This window comes from Streptomyces sp. NPDC048560 (assembly GCF_040650955.1).
GTDB lineage: Bacteria > Actinomycetota > Actinomycetes > Streptomycetales > Streptomycetaceae > Streptomyces.
On record NZ_JBEZIJ010000005.1, the window covers coordinates 65,041 to 83,773 of the forward strand.

At 71.9% G+C, this 18,733-nt stretch carries 18 protein-coding genes; 10 read left to right on the top strand and 8 right to left on the bottom strand.

From position 1 onward, the window contains the following. Positions 1-20: 20 nt before the first annotated feature. On the bottom strand, positions 21-3,365 hold the full coding sequence (locus AB0C82_RS15300; protein ID WP_362842047.1) for a BTAD domain-containing putative transcriptional regulator: 3,345 nt from the start codon (positions 3,363-3,365) through the stop codon (positions 21-23). A 237-nt stretch (positions 3,366-3,602) separates the two neighbouring features. Here AB0C82_RS15300 and AB0C82_RS15305 point away from each other — a divergent pair, with 237 nt between their 5' ends. After that, positions 3,603-4,415, top strand: coding sequence for a site-2 protease family protein (locus tag AB0C82_RS15305; protein ID WP_362841165.1), 813 nt, complete (start codon positions 3,603-3,605; stop codon positions 4,413-4,415). A 57-nt stretch (positions 4,416-4,472) separates the two neighbouring features. Here AB0C82_RS15305 and AB0C82_RS15310 read toward each other — a convergent pair whose 3' ends face one another. Continuing rightward, positions 4,473-4,646: a hypothetical protein gene (locus AB0C82_RS15310; protein WP_362841168.1), complete on the bottom strand. Its 174-nt coding sequence runs from the start codon at positions 4,644-4,646 to the stop codon at positions 4,473-4,475. Positions 4,647-4,792: 146 nt separating this feature from the next. Beyond that, positions 4,793-5,503 (bottom strand): NADPH-dependent F420 reductase, encoded by a 711-nt coding sequence (gene npdG / locus AB0C82_RS15315; protein WP_362841171.1) that lies wholly within the window; start codon positions 5,501-5,503, stop codon positions 4,793-4,795. A gap of 139 nt (positions 5,504-5,642) precedes the next feature. On the opposite strand from npdG, the gene AB0C82_RS15320 reads away from it, so the two are divergent. Continuing rightward, positions 5,643-6,245, top strand: coding sequence for a hypothetical protein (locus AB0C82_RS15320; RefSeq protein ID WP_362841174.1), 603 nt, complete (start codon positions 5,643-5,645; stop codon positions 6,243-6,245). Between the two features lie 65 nt (positions 6,246-6,310). Beyond that, entirely contained in the window at positions 6,311-7,609 is a 1,299-nt protein-coding gene (locus AB0C82_RS15325; RefSeq protein WP_362841177.1) for an MFS transporter, read from the top strand. A gap of 52 nt (positions 7,610-7,661) precedes the next feature. Here AB0C82_RS15325 and AB0C82_RS15330 read toward each other — a convergent pair whose 3' ends face one another. Continuing rightward, positions 7,662-7,892 (bottom strand): hypothetical protein, encoded by a 231-nt coding sequence (locus AB0C82_RS15330; protein WP_362841180.1) that lies wholly within the window; start codon positions 7,890-7,892, stop codon positions 7,662-7,664. Positions 7,893-7,950: 58 nt separating this feature from the next. Here AB0C82_RS15330 and map point away from each other — a divergent pair, with 58 nt between their 5' ends. Then, positions 7,951-8,808, top strand: coding sequence for a type I methionyl aminopeptidase (gene map, locus AB0C82_RS15335; protein ID WP_362841183.1), 858 nt, complete (start codon positions 7,951-7,953; stop codon positions 8,806-8,808). A 181-nt stretch (positions 8,809-8,989) separates the two neighbouring features. Then, complete coding sequence (locus AB0C82_RS15340; protein WP_362841186.1) at positions 8,990-9,655, top strand: biliverdin-producing heme oxygenase; 666 nt, start codon at positions 8,990-8,992, stop codon at positions 9,653-9,655. 15 nt (positions 9,656-9,670) lie between these two features. Here the strand turns inward: AB0C82_RS15340 and AB0C82_RS15345 are convergent, their stop codons facing one another. Then, entirely contained in the window at positions 9,671-10,354 is a 684-nt protein-coding gene (locus AB0C82_RS15345; protein WP_362841189.1) for a PhzF family phenazine biosynthesis protein, read from the bottom strand. A gap of 391 nt (positions 10,355-10,745) precedes the next feature. Here AB0C82_RS15345 and efeO point away from each other — a divergent pair, with 391 nt between their 5' ends. The 4 genes from efeO to AB0C82_RS15365 are packed head-to-tail and all read left to right on the top strand — an operon-like array spanning position 10,746 to position 15,069. After that, a complete protein-coding gene (efeO, locus tag AB0C82_RS15350) occupies positions 10,746-11,882 on the top strand; it encodes an iron uptake system protein EfeO (RefSeq protein WP_362841192.1) in 1,137 nt (378 codons plus the stop codon). Positions 11,883-11,905: 23 nt separating this feature from the next. After that, the gene (gene efeB, locus AB0C82_RS15355; protein WP_362841194.1) at positions 11,906-13,192 is read left to right on the top strand and encodes an iron uptake transporter deferrochelatase/peroxidase subunit; all 1,287 of its coding nucleotides are present in this window, start codon (positions 11,906-11,908) and stop codon (positions 13,190-13,192) included. 37 nt (positions 13,193-13,229) lie between these two features. Continuing rightward, positions 13,230-14,198 carry an iron uptake transporter permease EfeU gene (gene efeU / locus AB0C82_RS15360; RefSeq protein ID WP_362841197.1) on the top strand — a complete coding sequence of 323 codons (969 nt, stop codon included), beginning with the start codon at positions 13,230-13,232 and terminating at the stop codon, positions 14,196-14,198. Beyond that, positions 14,149-15,069, top strand: coding sequence for a hypothetical protein (locus AB0C82_RS15365; protein WP_362841199.1), 921 nt, complete (start codon positions 14,149-14,151; stop codon positions 15,067-15,069). Before efeU ends, AB0C82_RS15365 begins: the two co-directional genes overlap by 50 nt. Positions 15,070-15,096: 27 nt before the next feature. On the opposite strand, the gene AB0C82_RS15370 is transcribed toward AB0C82_RS15365, so the two are convergent. Further along, positions 15,097-15,843, bottom strand: coding sequence for a bifunctional DNA primase/polymerase (locus AB0C82_RS15370; protein ID WP_362841201.1), 747 nt, complete (start codon positions 15,841-15,843; stop codon positions 15,097-15,099). A gap of 140 nt (positions 15,844-15,983) precedes the next feature. Then, on the bottom strand, positions 15,984-16,598 hold the full coding sequence (locus AB0C82_RS15375; RefSeq protein ID WP_362841204.1) for a TetR/AcrR family transcriptional regulator: 615 nt from the start codon (positions 16,596-16,598) through the stop codon (positions 15,984-15,986). Between the two features lie 136 nt (positions 16,599-16,734). Here AB0C82_RS15375 and ddaH point away from each other — a divergent pair, with 136 nt between their 5' ends. Next, the gene (gene ddaH, locus AB0C82_RS15380; RefSeq protein ID WP_362841207.1) at positions 16,735-17,619 is read left to right on the top strand and encodes a dimethylargininase; all 885 of its coding nucleotides are present in this window, start codon (positions 16,735-16,737) and stop codon (positions 17,617-17,619) included. On the opposite strand, the gene AB0C82_RS15385 is transcribed toward ddaH, so the two are convergent. Continuing rightward, the gene (locus tag AB0C82_RS15385) at positions 17,608-18,606 is read right to left on the bottom strand and encodes a small ribosomal subunit Rsm22 family protein (protein ID WP_362841210.1); all 999 of its coding nucleotides are present in this window, start codon (positions 18,604-18,606) and stop codon (positions 17,608-17,610) included. The genes ddaH and AB0C82_RS15385 overlap by 12 nt on opposite strands. Positions 18,607-18,733 lie beyond the last annotated feature (127 nt).

Below are 18,733 nucleotides of genomic sequence, written 5' to 3' on the forward strand. Positions count from 1 at the left end.
CGGCCCGCACCGAGCGGCGTCTACAGGTACGTCCCGGCCAGGGCGGTGGCCTCATCCAGGGTGAGGTCACCGCCCTCGGCGTACGCCGCCGCGAAGGCCGCGTCCCCGATCTGCGCACGGGCCGCCTCCTCCGCCCGCGCCAGGTTCTCCAGCTCCAGCTCCGTCGGCACGTGCCCCTTCAGCGCCAGCCCGGCCCGCAGCCCCAGCACCCGCGCCGCGTCCCTGCCCGCGCCCTCGCCTCCCAGCCCACCGAGCGCCCAGGCGACCGTGATCAGCTGGACCGACGTCATGTGGGGCGCCACCATCAGCGACAACCGGTCCCGGGACCGGTCGACGGCACGCAGGGAGCGGTCCAGCGCGGTGACGTGGTCGCCCTCCAGGTTGTCCAGCCAGGCGAGCGCCCCCAGGACGAATCCGTCGAAGATCGCCACCGTCTCCGAGCCGAACTCCTGCCGCAGCATGGCGAACGTCTCCCGCGCCTCGGCGATGCGGCCGGTGCGCCCCAGCAGCAGTCCCAGGTGCATGCGTGCCGCCGGCATCGCCTCGTGCCCGGCCTGCGGGCCGTTGTCGAGGATGTCCCGCAGGATGTGCTCGGCCTCCTCGCCGCGGCCCAGCTCGGTGAGCGCGCTCGCGTACCGCGAACGCAGCACCGCCACCTGGGCGTTGGCGCCGAGCTGTTCGGCGCAGTCGATGGCGGCCCGGTAGTCCTCGGCGGCCAGGGCGTACGCGCCCGCCCGCTCGTTGGCCTCGCCGCGTGAGGACAGCGATTCCGCGGCCCCCCAGTCGTCGCCCAGCCGGACGAAGATCTCCAGGCTCTCGTCGGCGTCCACCCTCGCCTCGCCCGCCCAGTCGGGACGGTTGGCCAGGATGTTGGCCCGCATCTGGAGGGCGGACGCCAGCTCCCACTCGTAGCCGAACTCCCGGCACGCGCGCACCGTTTCGTCCATCAGCTCGCGGAGCTGGTCGGTCTCGCCGGTCAGCAGGACCGCGAACAGCCAGAGGGAGCCCGGCGTCCGGCAGGTCTGCGGCTGGCCCATCTGGTAGGTGTCGACGACCACGCGCAGCCGCTCCAGGCTCTCCTCGGTCATCCAGGTGTCCAGATGGTGGTCCATGCTGGCCAGCTGGATGAGCCGAACCCCGCGCCGGGCCTCCTCCAGCTGCTCGGGGACCCAGGGGGGCGGCAGGTCGGTGCACCGGTCCTGGAGCGAGGGCGCCGGGGAGGCGGGCGGAGCGAACGGGTCGGGGCCCAGGGCCGCGGCCTCGTCGGCCCACCGGCGGGCGTCGGTCCGCAGATCGCGCATCATCCAGTACCAGGAAAGGGAGAGGACGAGGCAGAGGACCTCCTGCTCGTCCCCGGCGGCGGCGGCGTGCCGCAGCGCGGTGCGCAGGTTCTCGTACTCGCGCTGGAACCGGGCGATCGCCGCCCGCTGGCCCGCACCACGCAGTTCCGGGCCGGTGGTGCGGGCCAGCTCCCGGAAGTGCACGAGGTGCCGCCGTTCGACGGCCGCCCGCTCCCCCGCCTCGTCCAGTCGTTCCGCGGCGTACTCGCCGACGGTCTCCAGCAGCCGGTAGCGCATCTCGCCCTCGTCGCCGGGGGCCGCGACGACGAGGGACTTGTCGACCAGGGCGCCCAGCAGCGCGGCGACATCGAGGGCGTCGACCGCGTCGGTGGCGTCGGCTCCGGCCGGCAGGTCCGTGGCGGCGGCGGAGCACACCGCTTCGGCGGCGTCCAGGGCGCAGCCGCCCGCGAACACGGACAGGCGGCGCAGTACCGCGCGCTCCGCGGTCTCCAGCAGCTCCCAGGACCAGTCGACGACCGCCCGCAGGGTCTGCTGGCGCGGCAGGACGGTACGGCTGCCGTTGGTGAGCAGCCGGAAGCGGTCGTCGAGCCGGTCGGCGATCTGGCGCGGGCCGAGCATCCGCAGCCGGGCGGCGGCGAGTTCGATGGCGAGCGGCAGGCCGTCGAGCCGCCGGCAGATCTCCGCCGCAGCGGCCGCCGTCCCCTCGTCCGCGTCGATCCGGAAGCCGGGGTTCGCGGCGGCCCCGCGGTCCGCGAGCAGCCGCAGCGCCATCGGGTCGGGGAGCGGGCCGACCGGTCGCACGAACTCCCCGGGGACACCCAGGGGTTCGCGGCTGGTGGCCAGGACCGTGAGCTCGGGGCAGTGGGTGAGCAGGTGGTCGGCGAGCGAGGCCGCGGCGTCGATCACGTGCTCGCAGTTGTCCAGGAGCAGCAGCATCCGGCGCCGCGAGCAGTGCTCGGTGAGGCGTACGAGCGGGTCGCCCGCGCCCCGCTCGACGGCGCGCAGTTCCTCGGCACCCGCACCTCTCAGCACGGTCTCGCGTGCACCTAGCGCGCCCAGCACGGCCTCGGCCAGCGCCTCGGGATCGTCGACGGGGGCGAGTTCCGCCAGCCAGACACCGTCGGGCCAGCTCGCGGCGAGTGTCTCGGCGACCTCCTGGGACAGCCGTGTCTTGCCCGCCCCGCCGGGGCCGAGGAGGGTGACCAGCCGCGCCCGGGTGAGGTCTTCGCGCAGGCCGGCGATGTCGCCTTCCCGTCCGACGAAGCTGGTGAGCCTGGCCCGCAGGTTCCCCCGGGGCGGGACGCCGGAGGCGGTGGGAGCGGCGGCCGGGGCGGGGGCCGGGTGGTCCAGGCGGAGCAGTTCGGCGTGCAGGTCGCGGAGTTCGGTGCCCGGAACCGTGCCCAGACGGTCGGCGAGTACGACGCGGACCTCCTCGTACGCCGCGAGGGCCTGCGCCGTGCGCCCGGCGTCGCGCAGCGCGCGGATGCGCAGCGCCTGGAGGGGTTCGTCGATCGGGTGGGCCGCGGCGAGCCCGGTGAGCTCGGGCAGGGCGTCTCCGGATCGGCCGAGTGCCAGGAGCGCGGCGAGCCGGGCGCGGCGGGCGTCCAGCCGCCTGGCCTCCAGTCCGGTCGCGGCGGCGGCGCGGTCGGGCAGGTCGGGGAGTACGGGCTCATGCCACAGGGCCAGGGCGTCGTCGAGCACGGCGACGGCCCGGTCCGCGTCCCCGTCGGCGAGGGCTCGTACCCCCTCCCCCGTCAGCCGCTCGAAACGGTGCAGGTCCACGTCGTCCGGGTCGGCGGCCAGCCGGTAGCCGCCCTCGACGTGCTCGACCGCCGCCCGGCCGAGCACCCGCCTCAGCCGTGCCACGAGTGCCTGCAGGGCGCCCACCGCGTCCGCGGGCGGGTCGCCGTCCCACACCTCGTCGACGAGTGCGGCGGCCCCGACCGTACGGCCCGGGCGCAGGGCCAGGACGGTCAGCAGGGTACGCAGCCGCGCCCCGCCGAGGGTGACGGCCGTGCCGTCGGGGCGGAGGGCCCGGGTGGTGCCGAGGACGCTGTAGAGCACCCGCCCATTGTCCGTGAACACGGCCGGTCACCGCACCGCGCCCTCGATGTGCGCGTCGGCGCGTCTCGCGGATGCGCCGGGCGGCGGGGCCGGCCGCCGCACCCCACTTCCGTCCGCCAGCGCCGCCGCCCGCCCGCCGGACCGCGGAACCAACCTCCCGGCGCGAGACGTTCTCGGCGTATCGCGCCGTACTGTCGGGGCTCGCCGCATTCCGTCCAGCCACCAGGAGTTCCACCGATGACCACCGCAGCCACCGCTCGCAGCGACCGCAGGATCAGCCCGATCTTCCTCGCGATCGTCGCCGTCATGGCGGTCACGGGGTGGGCGGTGTGGACGGACTTCGCCGGACAGACCGGCTTCGCGGTCTTCCTCTTCGTCACGGCGGCCTGGATCGTCTCGCTCTGTCTGCACGAGTACGCCCACGCCCGCACCGCGCTGCACAGCGGGGACATCTCCGTCGGGGCGAAGGGCTATCTCACCCTCAATCCCCTGAAGTACACGCACGCCCTGCTGAGCATCGTGCTGCCCGTGCTCTTCGTGATCATGGGCGGGATCGGGCTGCCGGGCGGTGCGGTCTACATCGAGCGGGGCCGGATCAGCGGCCGCTGGCGGCACAGTCTGATCTCCGCGGCCGGACCGCTGACCAACGTGCTGTTCGCGGTCGTCTGCACGGCGCCGTTCTGGCTGGACGCCCTGGACGGGGTTCCGACCGCCTTCCGTGACGCGCTGGCGTTCCTCGCGCTGCTCCAGGTCACGGCCGCGATCCTGAACTTCGTGCCGGTCCCGGGCCTCGACGGCTATGGGGTCATCGAGCCGTGGCTGTCCCACCGGATCCGCCGCCAGGTGGAGCCGTTCGCGCCGTTCGGGCTGATCGCGGTCTTCGGCGTCCTGTGGATCCCCGAGGTGAACATCGCCTTCTTCGAGGCGGTCGACGGGCTCCTGGGCGGGCTCGGCGTCAGTGAGCTCGAGTCCTACTGCGGACAGGACACCTACCGGTTCTGGCAGGAGTTCTGGGACGAACAGAACCCGGTCTGCTCGGTGAACCGCTGATCTTCCGTCCGGATCAGGCACGGACCCGCGAGCCCGGCCCGATCCGGACGGCAGGTTTCAGTCCCCGGCCCGCACCCGGTGCCGGCGGAGGTAGAACCACGCCATGTTGGAGGACAGCCCGGCCAGCAGCACCCAGACGATCCCGAGCCAGCTGCCCTGGACGAAGGAGACGACCGCCGCGCTGACGGCGAGTACGCAGACGACGAGGGCGTAGAGGGCGAGGCGGGGCATGGGGGGCTCCTGTCCGGGGTGGTGCGCGATCCCGTCCAGTGTCCCTCATGCCCGATTCCGCTCGTTGTCCGGTCCGGGGCCTCCGGACGGCGGGCGACGGGAGCGGTCCCGGGGCCGCACGGCGGTGGGCGGCCCCGGAGCCCTTGTCACACGTCGGTGGTGCGCAGTCCCGCGTGGGCCTTGTAGCGGCGGTTGACCGAGATGAGGTTGGCGACCAGCGACTCGACCTGGTGCGCGTTGCGCAGTCGCCCGGCGAAGATCCCGCGCATTCCGGGGATGCGCCCGGCGAGGGCCTGGACGAGGTCGGTGTCAGCGCGGACCTCCCCCAGGACCATCACGTCGGTGTCGATCTCCTCGATCGCCTCGTCCTGGAGCAGGACCGCCGAGAGGTGGTGGAAGGCCGCCGTGACGCGGGAGTCCGGCAGCAGGGCGGCGGCCTGCTCGGCGGCGCTGCCCTCCTCGGGCTTGAGGGCGTAGGCGCCCTTCTTGTCGAAGCCGAGCGGGTTGACGCAGTCGATGACGAGCTTCCCTGCGAGTTCCTCGCGCAGGGACTCAAGGGTCTTGGCGTGGCCGTCCCACGGCACGGCGACGATCACGATGTCGCTGCGCCGTGCGCAGTCCGCGTTGTCCGCGCCCTCGACGCCGAGGCCGAGTTCGTCGGCGGCCGTTCCCGCTCGTCCGGCGTCCCGGGAGCCGATGATCACCTTCTGGCCCGCGCGGGCGAGGCGGTAGGCGAGGCCGCGGCCCTGCGGGCCGGTCCCGCCGAGCACTCCGACGGTCAGTCCGGAGACGTCCGGGAGGTCCCAGGGGTCCTTGGCGGGGGGCTTGGGCGCGCTGCCACTGTCATGGGTAGTCATGGCCCCGACACTACTGCCAGCCACAGCCCTGAACGCGGCGGAACCGGCCGGGACGGCCCGGCTTCCGGGCGCTCCCGTTCGGGTGGATTCACCGCCAACGCCGGGCGGGGCGGCGGCTCTTGGGGCATCATGCCGGACCATGGACGCCGTACGAGTAGCGCTGCTGCGGGAAGTGCTCGCCGGGACGGAGTGGCCCGCGGCGGCCCGGCGGTTCGCCAGGACGCTGCGCTCGTCCGTGGTCCCGCACGGCGGCGGGCTGCTGCTGGTGGGCACGGAGGCGTACGAGCCGTGGCACCTGGCCGCGCACCTGGTCGACGAGTCCACCTGGTCCGGGCTGCCGGAGCTGCGCCCGACCCTGGTGCGCCACCGGGTGGAGGCCGGGGACCCGGTGCATCTGGCCGTCGGCCTGGGCCGGATCGAGGCGGCGCGCCGGGGCGAGACCCTGCTCGTCGTGGCCCCGGAGCGGCCGGACGGCGGGCTGCTCGAGCGGGTGCACGACGCGCGGCGGGCCGGGGCGACCGTACTGGCGCTGGACGGCGGGGACCCGGAGGTACGGGGGCTCGCACACGAGGCGCTCTCGGTCACCGGCGAGGACGACGTGGACCTCGACACCGTGCAGCACCTGGTGAGTGCGGCGGCCGGCGAGAACAGCAGGCCCGCGCCGCGCGGCCGCCGCTCGTTCCGTGACCGGCTCTCGCGGCTGGCCGACCATCTGACGGCGCCGCCTCCCGCCCGCTGGTGAACGCGCAGCCCGCCGCGCCAAATCCGGTTGCGCCGGGTGCGCGGGCGGCCGGACCATGACCCCTCGTGACGTCTCCGATCCCCTGGCGGGCCAGGCTTGCCGCGCTTCTTCCCGATCTTTCGCCCTGGCACTCCTCGGCCGACTTCAGGCTGTTGTGGAGCCAGGGGCTGATCACGTACTTCGGCAGTTTCATGGCGCTGATCGCGCTGCCGTTGCAGATCAAGCACCTCACGGGGTCGCCCCTGGCCGTCGGCGCGATGGGCGCGGTGGAACTGGTGCCGCTGATCGTGTTCGGGCTGTACGGCGGGGCGCTGGCCGACGCGGTGGACCGCCGCAAGGTCATCCTGGGCACGGAGGCGGGACTCGGCCTGCTCGCTCTGATCCTGCTGGTGAACGCTCTGATGCCGGAGCCGGCGCTGTGGCCGCTGTACCTGGTGGCCGCGGGGGTCGCCGCACTGGCGGGGCTCCAGCGGCCGGCGCTGGACTCGCTGATCGCCCGTATCGTGCCGCACGACAGGCAGACCGCCGCGGCGGCGCTGAACTCCCTGCGCTGGCAGATCGGCGCCATCGCCGGTCCGGCGCTGGCGGGACTCGTGGTGGCCTACGCCGGGCACGCCACGGCGTACGCGGTCACGGTCCTCACCTTCGCGGTCTCCGTCCTGCTCTGTCTGCGGCTCGCCCCCGCGCCACCGGCCCACGACGCGCCGAAGCCGTCGCTGCGCGGGATCGCCGAGGGCGCGCGGTACGCGTGGAGCAGACCGGTGCTGCTGGGGACGTACGCGATCGACCTGGCGGCGATGCTCTTCGCCTTCCCGAACGCGATCTTCCCGTTCCTGGCGGACGAGCTGGACGCGGAGTGGTCGCTCGGCCTGATGTACGCGGCGGGCTCGGTCGGCTCCCTGGTGCTGGGGCTGACGAGCGGCTGGACCTCCCGGGTGCGGCGCCACGGGCTGTTCGTGGTGTTCGGCGCGGGGGTCTGGGGGCTGGCGATCGCGGCGGCGGGCTGGTTCGGCGAGGTGTGGCTGGTGCTGGTGTGCCTGGCGGTGGCCGGCGCCGGCGACATGCTGAGCGGTCTGGGCCGGTCGACCATCTGGAACCAGACCATTCCGGAGGAGCTGCGGGGCCGGCTCGCGGGCATCGAGGTGCTGTCCTACAGCGTCGGCCCGCAGCTGGGGCAGGTCAGGGCCGGTGCGATGGCAGGCTGGACGGGCACACGGCCTGCCGTCTGGAGCGGCGGGGTGGCGTGCGTGGTCTCGGTCGCACTGCTGGCGGCGGCGCTGCCGAAACTCGTGTCGTACGACTCCGGGACGGACGAGGACGCGGCCAGGCGGCGGGCGCAGCACGCAGACCCCTCCGGCGTCTGAGGAGGAGGGGTACCGGCGGCGGGGCGGAGGGTGTGCCGGGGACGGTGCGCGGTCAGTCGCCGGAAGGGGCTTCGGGCGACTTGTCGTGCCACTTGGGGTCGGTCTCCCACTCCAGGTTGCGCTCCTGGGCGGTCTCCATGGCGTGGCGGGCCTCCTCCGGCGTCGCGTAGGGGCCGAAACGGTCCTTCGCCGGGCACTCCGGGCCTTCCTCGACCTTCTTGTGCTCCAGGCAGTAGTACCACTCGCCCGGCTTGCCGACGGTGCGCTTCTTGAACAGGGCCATCGCCACTTCCTTTCCTTATGATCATGCTGCCCCGAGCCCGCTGGTTAGACTCGCTGCCATGTCTGGCCAGTCGCTGCTCGTACCAGGGGAGATCACTCCCATTCGTTCCGTCCCCGGAAACATCCGGCGCCCCGAGTATGTGGGCAAACCGGCTCCGGCGCCCTACACGGGCCCCGAGATCCAGGACGCCGACACCGTCGAACGGATGCGGATCGCGGGCCGTATCGCCGCCCGGGCGATGGAGGAGGCCGCGAAGCACATCGCTCCGGGCGTCACCACCGACGAGCTCGACCGGGTCGCCCACGACTTCATGGTCGACCACGGCGCGTACCCCTCGACTCTCGGATACCGCGGTTTCCCCAAGTCGCTCTGCTCCTCGCTCAACGAGGTCATCTGTCACGGCATCCCGGACTCCACCGTGCTGCGGGACGGCGACATCGTGAACCTCGACGTCACGGCGTACATCAACGGGGTGCACGGCGACAACAACGCCACGTACCTCTGCGGTGACGTCGACGAGGAGTCGCGGCTGCTCGTCGAGCGCACCCGGGAGGCACTGAGCCGGGCCATCAAGGCCGTGCGTCCGGGCCGTCAGATCAATGTGATCGGCCGGGTCATCGAGTCGTACGCGAAGCGCTTCGGTTACGGGGTGGTGCGGGACTTCACCGGGCACGGAATCAATTCCTCGTTCCACTCCGGTCTCATCGTTCCCCATTACGACAGCCCTCATGCCACCACCGTGATGCAGCCCGGGATGACCTTCACGATCGAGCCGATGCTGACGCTCGGCACCCATGAGCACGACATGTGGGACGACGGCTGGACGGTCGTGACGAAGGACCGCAAGCGGACTGCCCAGTTCGAGCACACGCTGGTGGTGACCGAGACGGGATCGGAGATCCTCACTCTCCCGTAACCCCTCACGCGGGTGCGTCCGGGCGTATCTTTTTACCGACAGCCAGTCGGGAACCAGTTGACTTAGGTAAGCCTAAGTAAGAAGATCGATGTATGGCAAGCCCCGCTGCCCCCATGGCAGCGGACTGCGATCCGTCCGTCTCTACCGGACTTCCCGTCCCCTTGGTCTTCGGAGGCCCGCCTTGGACGCACCCGGCACCGCCGCCCCCTTCTCCACGCTCATCCGCACCGCGTCGCACGAGCAGCACACCGAGGCGGAGACGTCGACATTCATGGGCGACCTGCTCGGCGGACGCCTGGGAGTGGACGCGTACACGCGCTACACGGAGCAGCTGTGGTTCGTGTACCGGGCGCTGGAGGACGGCGCGGAGACCCTGCGGAACGACCCGGTCGCCGGGCCCTTCATACAGCCCGAGCTGATGCGCGGCAGCGAGCTGGAGCGTGATCTGGCCCATCTGCGCGGTCCCGGCTGGCGCGAGGACCTGGAGCCGCTGCCCGCCACCGCCGCGTACGCGGAACGGGTCGCCGAGTGCGCCCGCACGTGGCCGGCCGGCTACATCGCGCACCACTACACGCGCTACCTCGGAGACCTCTCCGGCGGCCAGATCATCCGCGACAAGGCGGAGCGGACCTGGGGCTTCGCGCGCAAGGGTGACGGAGTGCGGTTCTACGTCTTCGAGGAGATCGCCAACCCTGCCGCGTTCAAGCGGGGTTACCGGGAGCTGCTGGACGCGGTGGACGCGGACGACCTGGAGAAGCAGCGCATCATCGACGAGTGCAAGCGCGCCTTCGCGCTGAACACCGCCGTCTTCCGCGAGCTGGGCGAGGTGTTCCCCCTCAGCGCGTGACGCACACGGCCGGGGTCACACCCCGGCCGGAACCGCGTTCAGCAGAAGGACGCGGCCCCCCACCTCCACCGTGCCGTCCGGCGCGGGCGCTGTGAGGATCTGGGAGCCGCGTCCCTGTCTGATGTTCAGGGCACGGCCCAGCGCGGCACTGAGCAGCAGGGCCGCGGCGCCGGTCGCCTCGTCCTCCCCGATGCCGTCGTCCCGCCGGGGGAAGGCACGCGCCCTGACACGCCCCGCGGCCTCGTCCTCCCAGGCCCACGCGTAGAGCCATCCCTCGCCGGGCGGGGGTCCGGTCAGCGCGTCGACCTCGGCGGCCGACGCGTAGCGCTCCAACATCCTCGGCGGCGCCCACTCGGGGCGTGCGCTGATCCAGGTGAACTCACCGTCCTGGCGCGCGAACACGTCTCCGACCGGCAGCTCCAGGAGTTCCAGGTCGAGCAGCCAGGCCGCGCCGACGAGCGGATGCCCGGCGAACGGCAGGCGCAGCCCGGGGGTGTAGATGTCGACGCGTCCGCGCTCCGGATCGTCGACGAACACGGTCTCGCTGAAGCCGAGTGTGCGCGCGAGCGTCTGCCGGGACGCCTCGTCGGGGTACGCCCCTCCCTCACGCACGACCCCCAGCGCGTTGCCGTGCCGGCCGTCCGGGCCGCAGAACACACGCAGTACGTCGATGCCGTCGGGTACGTCGAAGTCGTTCACACCCGCATTCAAGCACCGCACGGAGCCCCGGGACGAGAGAGGCCGCACCGGGCACGCATTGCCGGTGCGGCCCTGACGGGTCCTCGGACCGGATCGGGAGGTAAGGCGGCGCGCTGCCCGGCGCGGTCTGCCGGCAGCCGGTGGACGTCATCCCGCGCCCGCGGACCGGGGGCCACCCGTCGTACCGACAAGGGCTTCTTGACCAGCGCTTGACCGGTCCGTGGGTCGCTGGTGGGTCGACTGTGACCAGGCCGTTCTCCACGGCGGGAGGTGAGAGCTGAATCACCGCACGAGGGGGTACGGGTCAGGTAAGGCTCGGTTAAGTTAGGTCCGCCTCACCCGGCTTTGCCCGAGTGTTCCGTCCCCTTCGAACCCTTTCCGTGGAGCCCGTATGCGAGCCGTTCGTTTCTCCGTCGTCACCGCTGCCGCGACCGTGGCCGCACTGACCGCCGTCACCGGCTGCGCCGAGAAGAGTGACGGCAAGGGCGACGGCGCGGTCCAGGTCGTCGCGAAGGACGACTCCTGCGAGGTCTCGAAGACGAAGATCCCCGCCGGCCATGTCGAACTGGCCGTCGAGAACAAGGGATCGAAGGTCACCGAGGTCTACGTCCTCTTCCCCGACGACCGCATCGTCACCGAGCGCGAGAACATCGGCCCCGGCACCAAGGCGAAGATCACCGCCGAGGTGAAGGCCGGTTCGTACGAGATCGCCTGCAAGCCCGGCATGAAGGGGCACGGCATCCGGCAGAAGATCGAGGTGACCGGCGCCTCGGCGGCGAAGCGCAGCCCGGAGATGGACAAGGCCGTCGCCGAGTACCGCACCTACGTGCAGGCGCAGGCCGACGAGACGCTCCCCAAGGTGAAGGTCTTCACCGACGCCGTCGCCGCCGGTGACATCGAGGCCGCCAAGAAGGCGTACGCCGACTCCCGTATCGGCTGGGAGCGCACCGAGCCGGTCGCGGAGTCCTTCGGTGACATCGACCCGAAGGTCGACGTCCGCGCCGACGGCCTGGAAGAGGGCCAGAAGTGGACCGGCTGGCACCGCCTGGAGAAGGCGCTGTGGGAGGACGGGAAGCTGGGCGCCGAGGAGAAGGCCCTCGCGCCCGTCCTCTACAAGGACCTCGTCGACTGGCAGAACCGCGTCGGCAAGGCGGACATCACCCCGACCTCGATGGCCAACGGCGCCAAGGAACTGCTCGACGAGGTCGCCACCGGCAAGGTCACCGGTGAGGAGGAGCGCTACAGCCACACCGACCTCGTCGACTTCAAGGCGAACGTCGAGGGCGCGGAGAAGTCGTACGCGCTGCTGAAGCCGATCGCGTCGAAGAACGACGCCGCGCTGACCGCCTCCCTGGACACGCAGTTCGCCGCGCTGAACACGCTGCTTGACAAGTACCGCGAGGACAAGGACTCCTACGAGTTCACCTCGTACGACAAGGTCGGCAAGGCGGACCGCAAGGAGCTCTCGGACGCGGTCAACGCGCTCGCCGAGCCGCTGTCCAGGCTCGCCGCCGCGGTGACGAAGTAACACCGGCGAGGAGGCCCCCACTCATGTCCCAGGACGCGCAGAAGTCACCCGGAACGCCGGACCCGTCCCTCACGGACGAGCACCACGGGCCGTCGCGCCGTGCCCTGCTCGGCTGGGGCGGCTCCGGGCTCGCGCTCGGCGCCGTCGCGGCCGGCGGCGCGGTCGCCGCGGTGCGGTCCGACGGGGGCACGGCGCCCGTCGGGCTGAGCGGCGCCGCGGTGCCCTTCCACGGTGCGCACCAGGCCGGGATCGCCACCGCCGTACAGGACCGGCTGCACTTCGCCGCGTTCGACGTCACGACGAAGGACCGGGCCGAACTGGCCGCCCTGCTCCAGGAGTGGACGCGGGCCGCGGAGCTCATGACGGCCGGGCATCCCGTGGGTGAGGGGGCGTTCGGCGGTCTGCCCGAGGCTCCGCCGGACGACACGGGCGAGGCGCTGGGCCTCAAGCCCTCCCGCCTGACCCTCACCATCGGCTTCGGCCCGTCCCTCTTCGCGAAGGGCCGGTTCGGGCTGGAGGACCGGCGCCCGGAGGCACTCGTCGAGCTGCCGAAGTTCCCCTTCGACAACCTCGACGCGAGCCGCAGCGACGGCGACCTGTGCGTGCAGGCATGCGCGGACGACCCGCAGGTCGCGGTGCACGCCATCCGTAACCTCGCCAGGATCGGCATGGGACGTACGGCGATCCGCTGGTCGCAGCTCGGCTTCGGCAAGACCTCCTCGACCACGCCCGAGGAGCAGACCCCGCGCAACATGCTCGGCTTCAAGGACGGCACCCGGAACATCGCCGGCACCGACAGGGCGGCCCTGAAGAAGCACGTATGGGTCTCCGGGAGCGACGACTCCGGCTGGATGGCGGGTGGTTCGTACCTCGTGGCCCGGCGCATCCGGATGCACATCGAGACCTGGGACCGGACCGGGCTCCAGGAGCAGGAGGACATCTTCGGCCGGGACAAGGGTGAGGGCGCCCCGGTCGGGAAGTCGAAGGAGCGCGACGAGCCCTTCCTGAAGGCGATGCTGCCGAGCGCGCACGTACGCCTCGCGCACCCCGACACCAACGGCGGGGCGACGATCCTGCGCCGCGGCTACTCCTTCACCGACGGTACGGACGGTCTCGGGCGGCTCGACGCGGGACTGTTCTTCCTGGCGTACCAGCGTGACGTCCGCACCGGCTTCATCCCCGTGCAGCGGAGCCTGGCGGCGCACGACGCGCTCAACGAGTACATCCAGCACGTGGGTTCGGCCGTCTTCGCCGTCCCGCCCGGCGTCCGTGACAAGGACGACTGGTGGGGCCGGGCCCTGTTCTCATGAACCGCCTTCTCTTGATCGGCACCGCGGAAGGACCGGCATGTTCGGCAACTATCTGATCGGCCTGCGCGAAGGGCTGGAGGCCAGCCTCGTCGTCTGCATCCTTGTCGCCTACCTGGTCAGGACGGAACGCCGTGACGCGCTGCGCCCGGTGTGGACGGGCATCGGGATCGCCTGCGCGATCTCGCTCGCCTTCGGCGCCGCGCTGGAGTTCGGTTCGCAGGAGATGACGTTCAAGGCGCAGGAGGCGCTGGGCGGTTCGCTGTCGATCATCGCGGTCTGCCTCGTGACGTGGATGGTCTTCTGGATGCGGCGCACCGCGCGGCACCTGAAGGCTGAGCTGCACGGCAAGCTCGACGCCGCGCTGGCGATGGGGACGGGCGCACTCGTGGCGACGGCCTTCCTGGCGGTGGGCCGCGAGGGCCTGGAGACCGCGCTGTTCGTGTGGGCGTCGGTGCGGGCGAGCGGTGAGGGGTCCTCATCGCCACTGATCGGGGTCCTGCTCGGGATCGCCACGGCCGTCGTGCTGGGGTGGCTGTTCTACCGCGGGGCGCTGCGGATCAACCTCGCGAAGTTCTTCACCTGGACGGGCGGGATGCTCGTCGTGGTGGCGGCCGGTGTGCTGGCGTACGGCGTGCACGACCTCCAGGAGGCGGAGTTCCTGGCCGGTCTCGGGAACAAGGCCTTCGACGTCAGCGCCACGATCCCGCCCGACAGCTGGTACGGCACGCTGCTGAAGGGCGTGTTCAACTTCCAGCCGGATCCGACCGTTCTTCAGGTCACGGTGTGGGCGCTGTATCTGATCCCCACGCTCGCCCTGTTCCTCACCCCGGTAGGGTTCGGACGGTCAGTGCGGGCGACGGATCAGAAGGCGCAGAAAGCAACGGATGACAAGGCTGGGGCGACTGGCGGCGGGGCTCGCGACGGCGACAGTGCTGAGCGTGACGGCGAGCGGCTGCATGACGGTACACGGCGAGCTGGAAGTCGTACCGGGAGCGACGAAGTCTGAGGCCGCACAGGCCCTGGAGGACTTCACGGCCGCCTACAACGAGGCGGACAAGGCATACGATCCGGCGCTGGACGAGGACCGGGTGACCGGTTCGCTGGGCGCGATCAACCAGGCGGGCCTCAAGGCGCGGCAGAAGAACAGTCCGGAAGGCAACACGGCCCACCGGCCGCTGGAGCTGACCGATGCCTCGTACACCATCCCGAAGAAGGCCGGCTGGCCCCGCTGGTTCGTGGCGGACACCGACTCCAACCGTGACCAGGACGCGGGGAAGCTGGACACCCGCTGGCTGCTGGTCTTCGTACGGACCGGCCCCGACGCGCTGTGGAGGGCCGCCTATCTGGCGGTCGTCACCCCTGCCCAGCTCCCCGGCTTCCGGCTGGACGGCGACGGCTGGGCGGAGCCGGTGGATCCCGGGGCTGCAGGACTGGCCGTGAAGCCCGCCGACCTGGGCACGACGTACACCGGCTACCTCAAGGACGGCGTGCCGGACGTGTTCGCCCCGGGGCCTTCCACCTCGGTGTGGCGGGACACGCGCAAGAACACGCGGGTGGCCGGTTTCTCGTACCAGTACATCGACCAGGCCCTGGACACGGGCACGTTCGCGCCGCTCGGTCTCACGACGGAGGACGGCGGGGCGCTGGTCTTCTTCAGCAGCAAGCACTTCGAGCGGCAGACCGCGGCCCCGGGCCTCAAGCCGGCGCTCAACCCGGACGTGGAGGCGCTGCTGACGGGCGAGGTGAAGAGCTCGCTCACGAAGGAGCGGGTCTCCAGCCAGCTCGTGTACGTCCCTGCGCGGGGCGCGACGGACGGGGGCGGCAAGGTGCGCGTACTGAACCGCCTGCCCGGCCTGACGGCCGCGCAGGGTTCGTAGGTACGGCCCCGGGTCCGCGTCCGGAGACTAACGGCTGAGCGGCCAGGCCACGGAGTCGTGGTCCAGATCGCTCTGCTCGGCGGAGTCCGCGTACTGCGCGCACGCGTCGGTCAGCGTCTCCAGCAGGGTCAGCGGATCCGGCAGCGGGTGCTCGGGGCCCCGCAGCCAGTGCACGTCCAGCTCACCCGGCAGGCGGGCCGGCGGCAGGAGCACGTAGCTGCCTCGGCAGTGCCAGCGCAGCCCCGGGTGCTCGTCCATGGTCTCGGGGTGGCAGTCCAGCTCGCAGGGCCACCACTCGTCCTCGTCCTCGGGGGTCCCGCGGGTGGCGGTGAAGAAGAGCATCCGGTCCTGGCCGGACCGGGCGACGGGGCCGACGTCGATGCCCGCGGCGAGGAGCCGTTCCAGGGCTCCCGCCCCGGCGGTCAGGGGGACGTCCAGCACGTCGTGGATCATGCCCGTCGCGGTGATGAAGTTGGCCAGCGGCTGGCCTTCGGCCCATCGCTCGATCTGCGCGCGGTCGGTCGTCGACTGCGTCTGCCAGGCGAAGGAGATGGGGTGGCGCGCGGGGGTGGGACAGCCGATGCGATCGCACGAACATCGGTAGCCGTTCGGATGCGCGGCGGGCGAGATCGGCATACCCGCGTCGGCGACGGCCAGCAGCAGCTCCAGGCGGGCCGCGTCATCGGCTTCGGCCCGCTGCGGTTTGGGTCGTCGCCGCAGCCACTGGGAAATCCTGTTCTCTGTGCCGCGATAACGGCCGGAATCGGCGCCCATCTATCCCCTCACCTCAGCGTTGCCTCTCCATCGTCCCACCATCCTGCGCCCCAGGTGGCCAGAGTTCTCAAGCGGGTACGGGGTGAGATGCGCCGAGGTGAGTACAGTCACGCCCGATGTCATGACATACCGGGTATGCGTCAGTGATCCGCCGCGAGTCCCCGGAGTGCGTAATCGACCACGGTGTCGGCGTACGCGTGCGTCAGCGGGAGGGTCCGGAGCAGCCAGCGGTGGGTCAGTGGGGCGATCAGCAGCTCCAGGGCGACACGGGGGTCGATGCCGGCCCGCAGCTGTCCGGCCTCCTGTGCGGCGCGCAGGCGTGTGACATAGAACTGGAGCTGGGGTTCGAGCAGTTTCTCGGCGAATTCGGCACCCAGCTTCGGATCGACGATCCCCTCGGCCGTGAGCGCGCGGGTCGGCGCCTCGATGGCCGGGTCGTTCAGTTCGTCGACGGTGGCCCGCAGGACGCGCTTGAGGTCGGCCGCGAGATCCCCGGTGTCCGGCAGCCCCTGGAACTCGCCCGCGGCCTCCGCCGCCCGTTCCCCGAGGTCGGTGAACGCCTCCAGGAGTACGGCCGCCTTCGACGGCCACCAGCGGTAGATCGTCTGCTTGCCGACCCCCGCCCGGGCGGCGATCCCCTCGATCGTCGTCTTCCCGTAGCCGACCTCCACGACCAGGGCGAGAGCGGCGTCGTGGATGGCGCGGCGGGAGCGGTCGCTGCGGCGGCTGGAGTCGGGGGTCCTGGCGGGTGACATGTACGCCAATCTAGCGCCCGGCAGCCGATACGTCTCGTCTCGGTTCACCGGATCACGGGGCCGGGAACGGCGCGTACGGGCCACTCCCGCGAACCACCCGATCGGTGCACTGCGGATCGGCCCGGCACGGCGCACCATGAGCTCACGCACTGACCGTGCGTTCCACCGTTCCGCAGCCGAGGCTGCCGTTCGAGAGGAGCCCGCATTGACTCGTGACGCCACCCCTCGTCGCTATCTGATGTGCGCCCCGGACCACTTCAGGGTCACGTACTCCATCAACCCGTGGATGGACCCGTCGAAACCGGTCGACCTGCCGCTGGCCATGACCCAGTGGGAGGATCTGCGCGACCGCTACCGCGCGCTCGGGCACACCGTCGAGCTGCTGACGCCCAGGCCCGACCTGCCGGACATGGTCTTCGCCGCCAACGGGGCCACCGTGATCGACGGCCGCGTGCTGGGCGCCCTGTTCGCCTACCAGGAGCGGTACGCGGAGGCCGGGGAGCACCGCGACTGGTTCCGTGCGAACGGCTTCACGGAGATCCGGGAGCCCGATCACGTCAACGAGGGCGAGGGGGACTTCGCGGTCACCTCCACGTACCTCCTGGCGGGGCGGGGGTTCCGTTCCAGTCCGCTCTCGCACGACGAGGCCCAGGAGTTCTTCGGCCGTCCGGTCATCGGCCTCGACCTGGTGGACCCGCGGTACTACCACCTGGACACGGCCCTGTGCGTCCTCGACGAGGCGGCCGACGAGATCATGTACTACCCGGGCGCCTTCTCGCCGGGCAGCCGGTCCGTGCTGGCCCGGCTCTTCCCCGACGCGCTGATCGCCCGGGAGCCGGACGCCGCGGCGTTCGGGCTCAACGCGGTGAGCGACGGGCTCCACGTCCTGCTGCCGCAGGCCGCGACGGGCCTCTTCGACCCGCTGCGCGACCGGGGCTTCGATCCGGTGCCGATGGATCTGGGCGAGCTGCTGAAGGGCGGTGGCAGCGTGAAGTGCTGCACCCAGGAGCTACGCCTGTGAGCTGTCGGGCGGCCAGGCGTCACCCCATGCGGTGTCCCTGGCCGCCCGGTACAGCCCGCCGTGCCGCTTGGTGACCGTGGAGCGCTGGAGTGCCTCCTCGCGGGTGCAGAGTTCGAGGAGCACCTGCCCCTTGCGGATCTGCGGTCTGCGGGTGACCCGGGCCGTGGCCGGCGTCACGGGGAAACGGGTCGCGACGACGTAGCTGAACTTCTCGTCCTCGTGGCTCAGGGAGCCGCCCTTCACCTGCCGGTGCAGGGAGGACCGGCTCACCCGGGCGGAGAAGTGGCACCAGTCGGTGCCCGGTTCGATCGGGCACGCGTCGTCGTGCGGGCAGGGCGCGGCGACGGTGAACCCGGCGGCGATCAGCCGGGTGCGGGCCTCGATGACGCGCTCGTATCCGTCGGGGGTGCCCGGCTCGACGATCACCACGGCCTGTGCGGCGCCCGCCGCCGCGTCGACCAGCTCGCCCCTGGCCTGCGGGGTGAGTTCCTTGAGCACGTACGAGACGGTCACCAGGTCCGTCGGCGCCAGCTCCACCGCGGCCCCGATCCTGGCCTGCTGCCACCGGGCGTCGCGCAGCCCGGGGAGGCCGGAAACGGCGGCCAGTTCGCGACCCAGGACGAGGGCCGGCTCGGCCCAGTCCAGGACCGTGGTCGCCGCTCCCTGCCAGGCTCCGGCGACCGCCCAGCTCGCCGCGCCCGTGCCGCCCCCGACATCGGTGTGCGTGGCCGGCGTCCAGTGCGGGGCCGCCTCGCGGAGCGCGTCGAGCGCGGACCGTACCGCTTCGAAGGTCGCGGGCATCCGGTACGCGGCGTACGCGACGACGTCGGACCGGTCCCGCAGGATCGGAGCGGCCGTGGGGGTCGTCCCGCGGTAGCTGGCGATCAGCCGGTCGACGGCCTGGGCGGCCTGCTTGGGCGGCAGCCCGTCGAGCAGCTCGGCCAGGGCCTTGCGCAGGGATTCCGCGGTGGGGGTGGAGGCGTTCACCGCCGAATTGTAGGCGCAGGCGGCCGGGCTCCGGCAGCCCGTACGCCGGTACGGAACCGGGACGGAACGGCGACGGAACCGAACTGCTTTTCCCCTGTGGCCTGTTGCTACGCTGACCGGCGCGAGG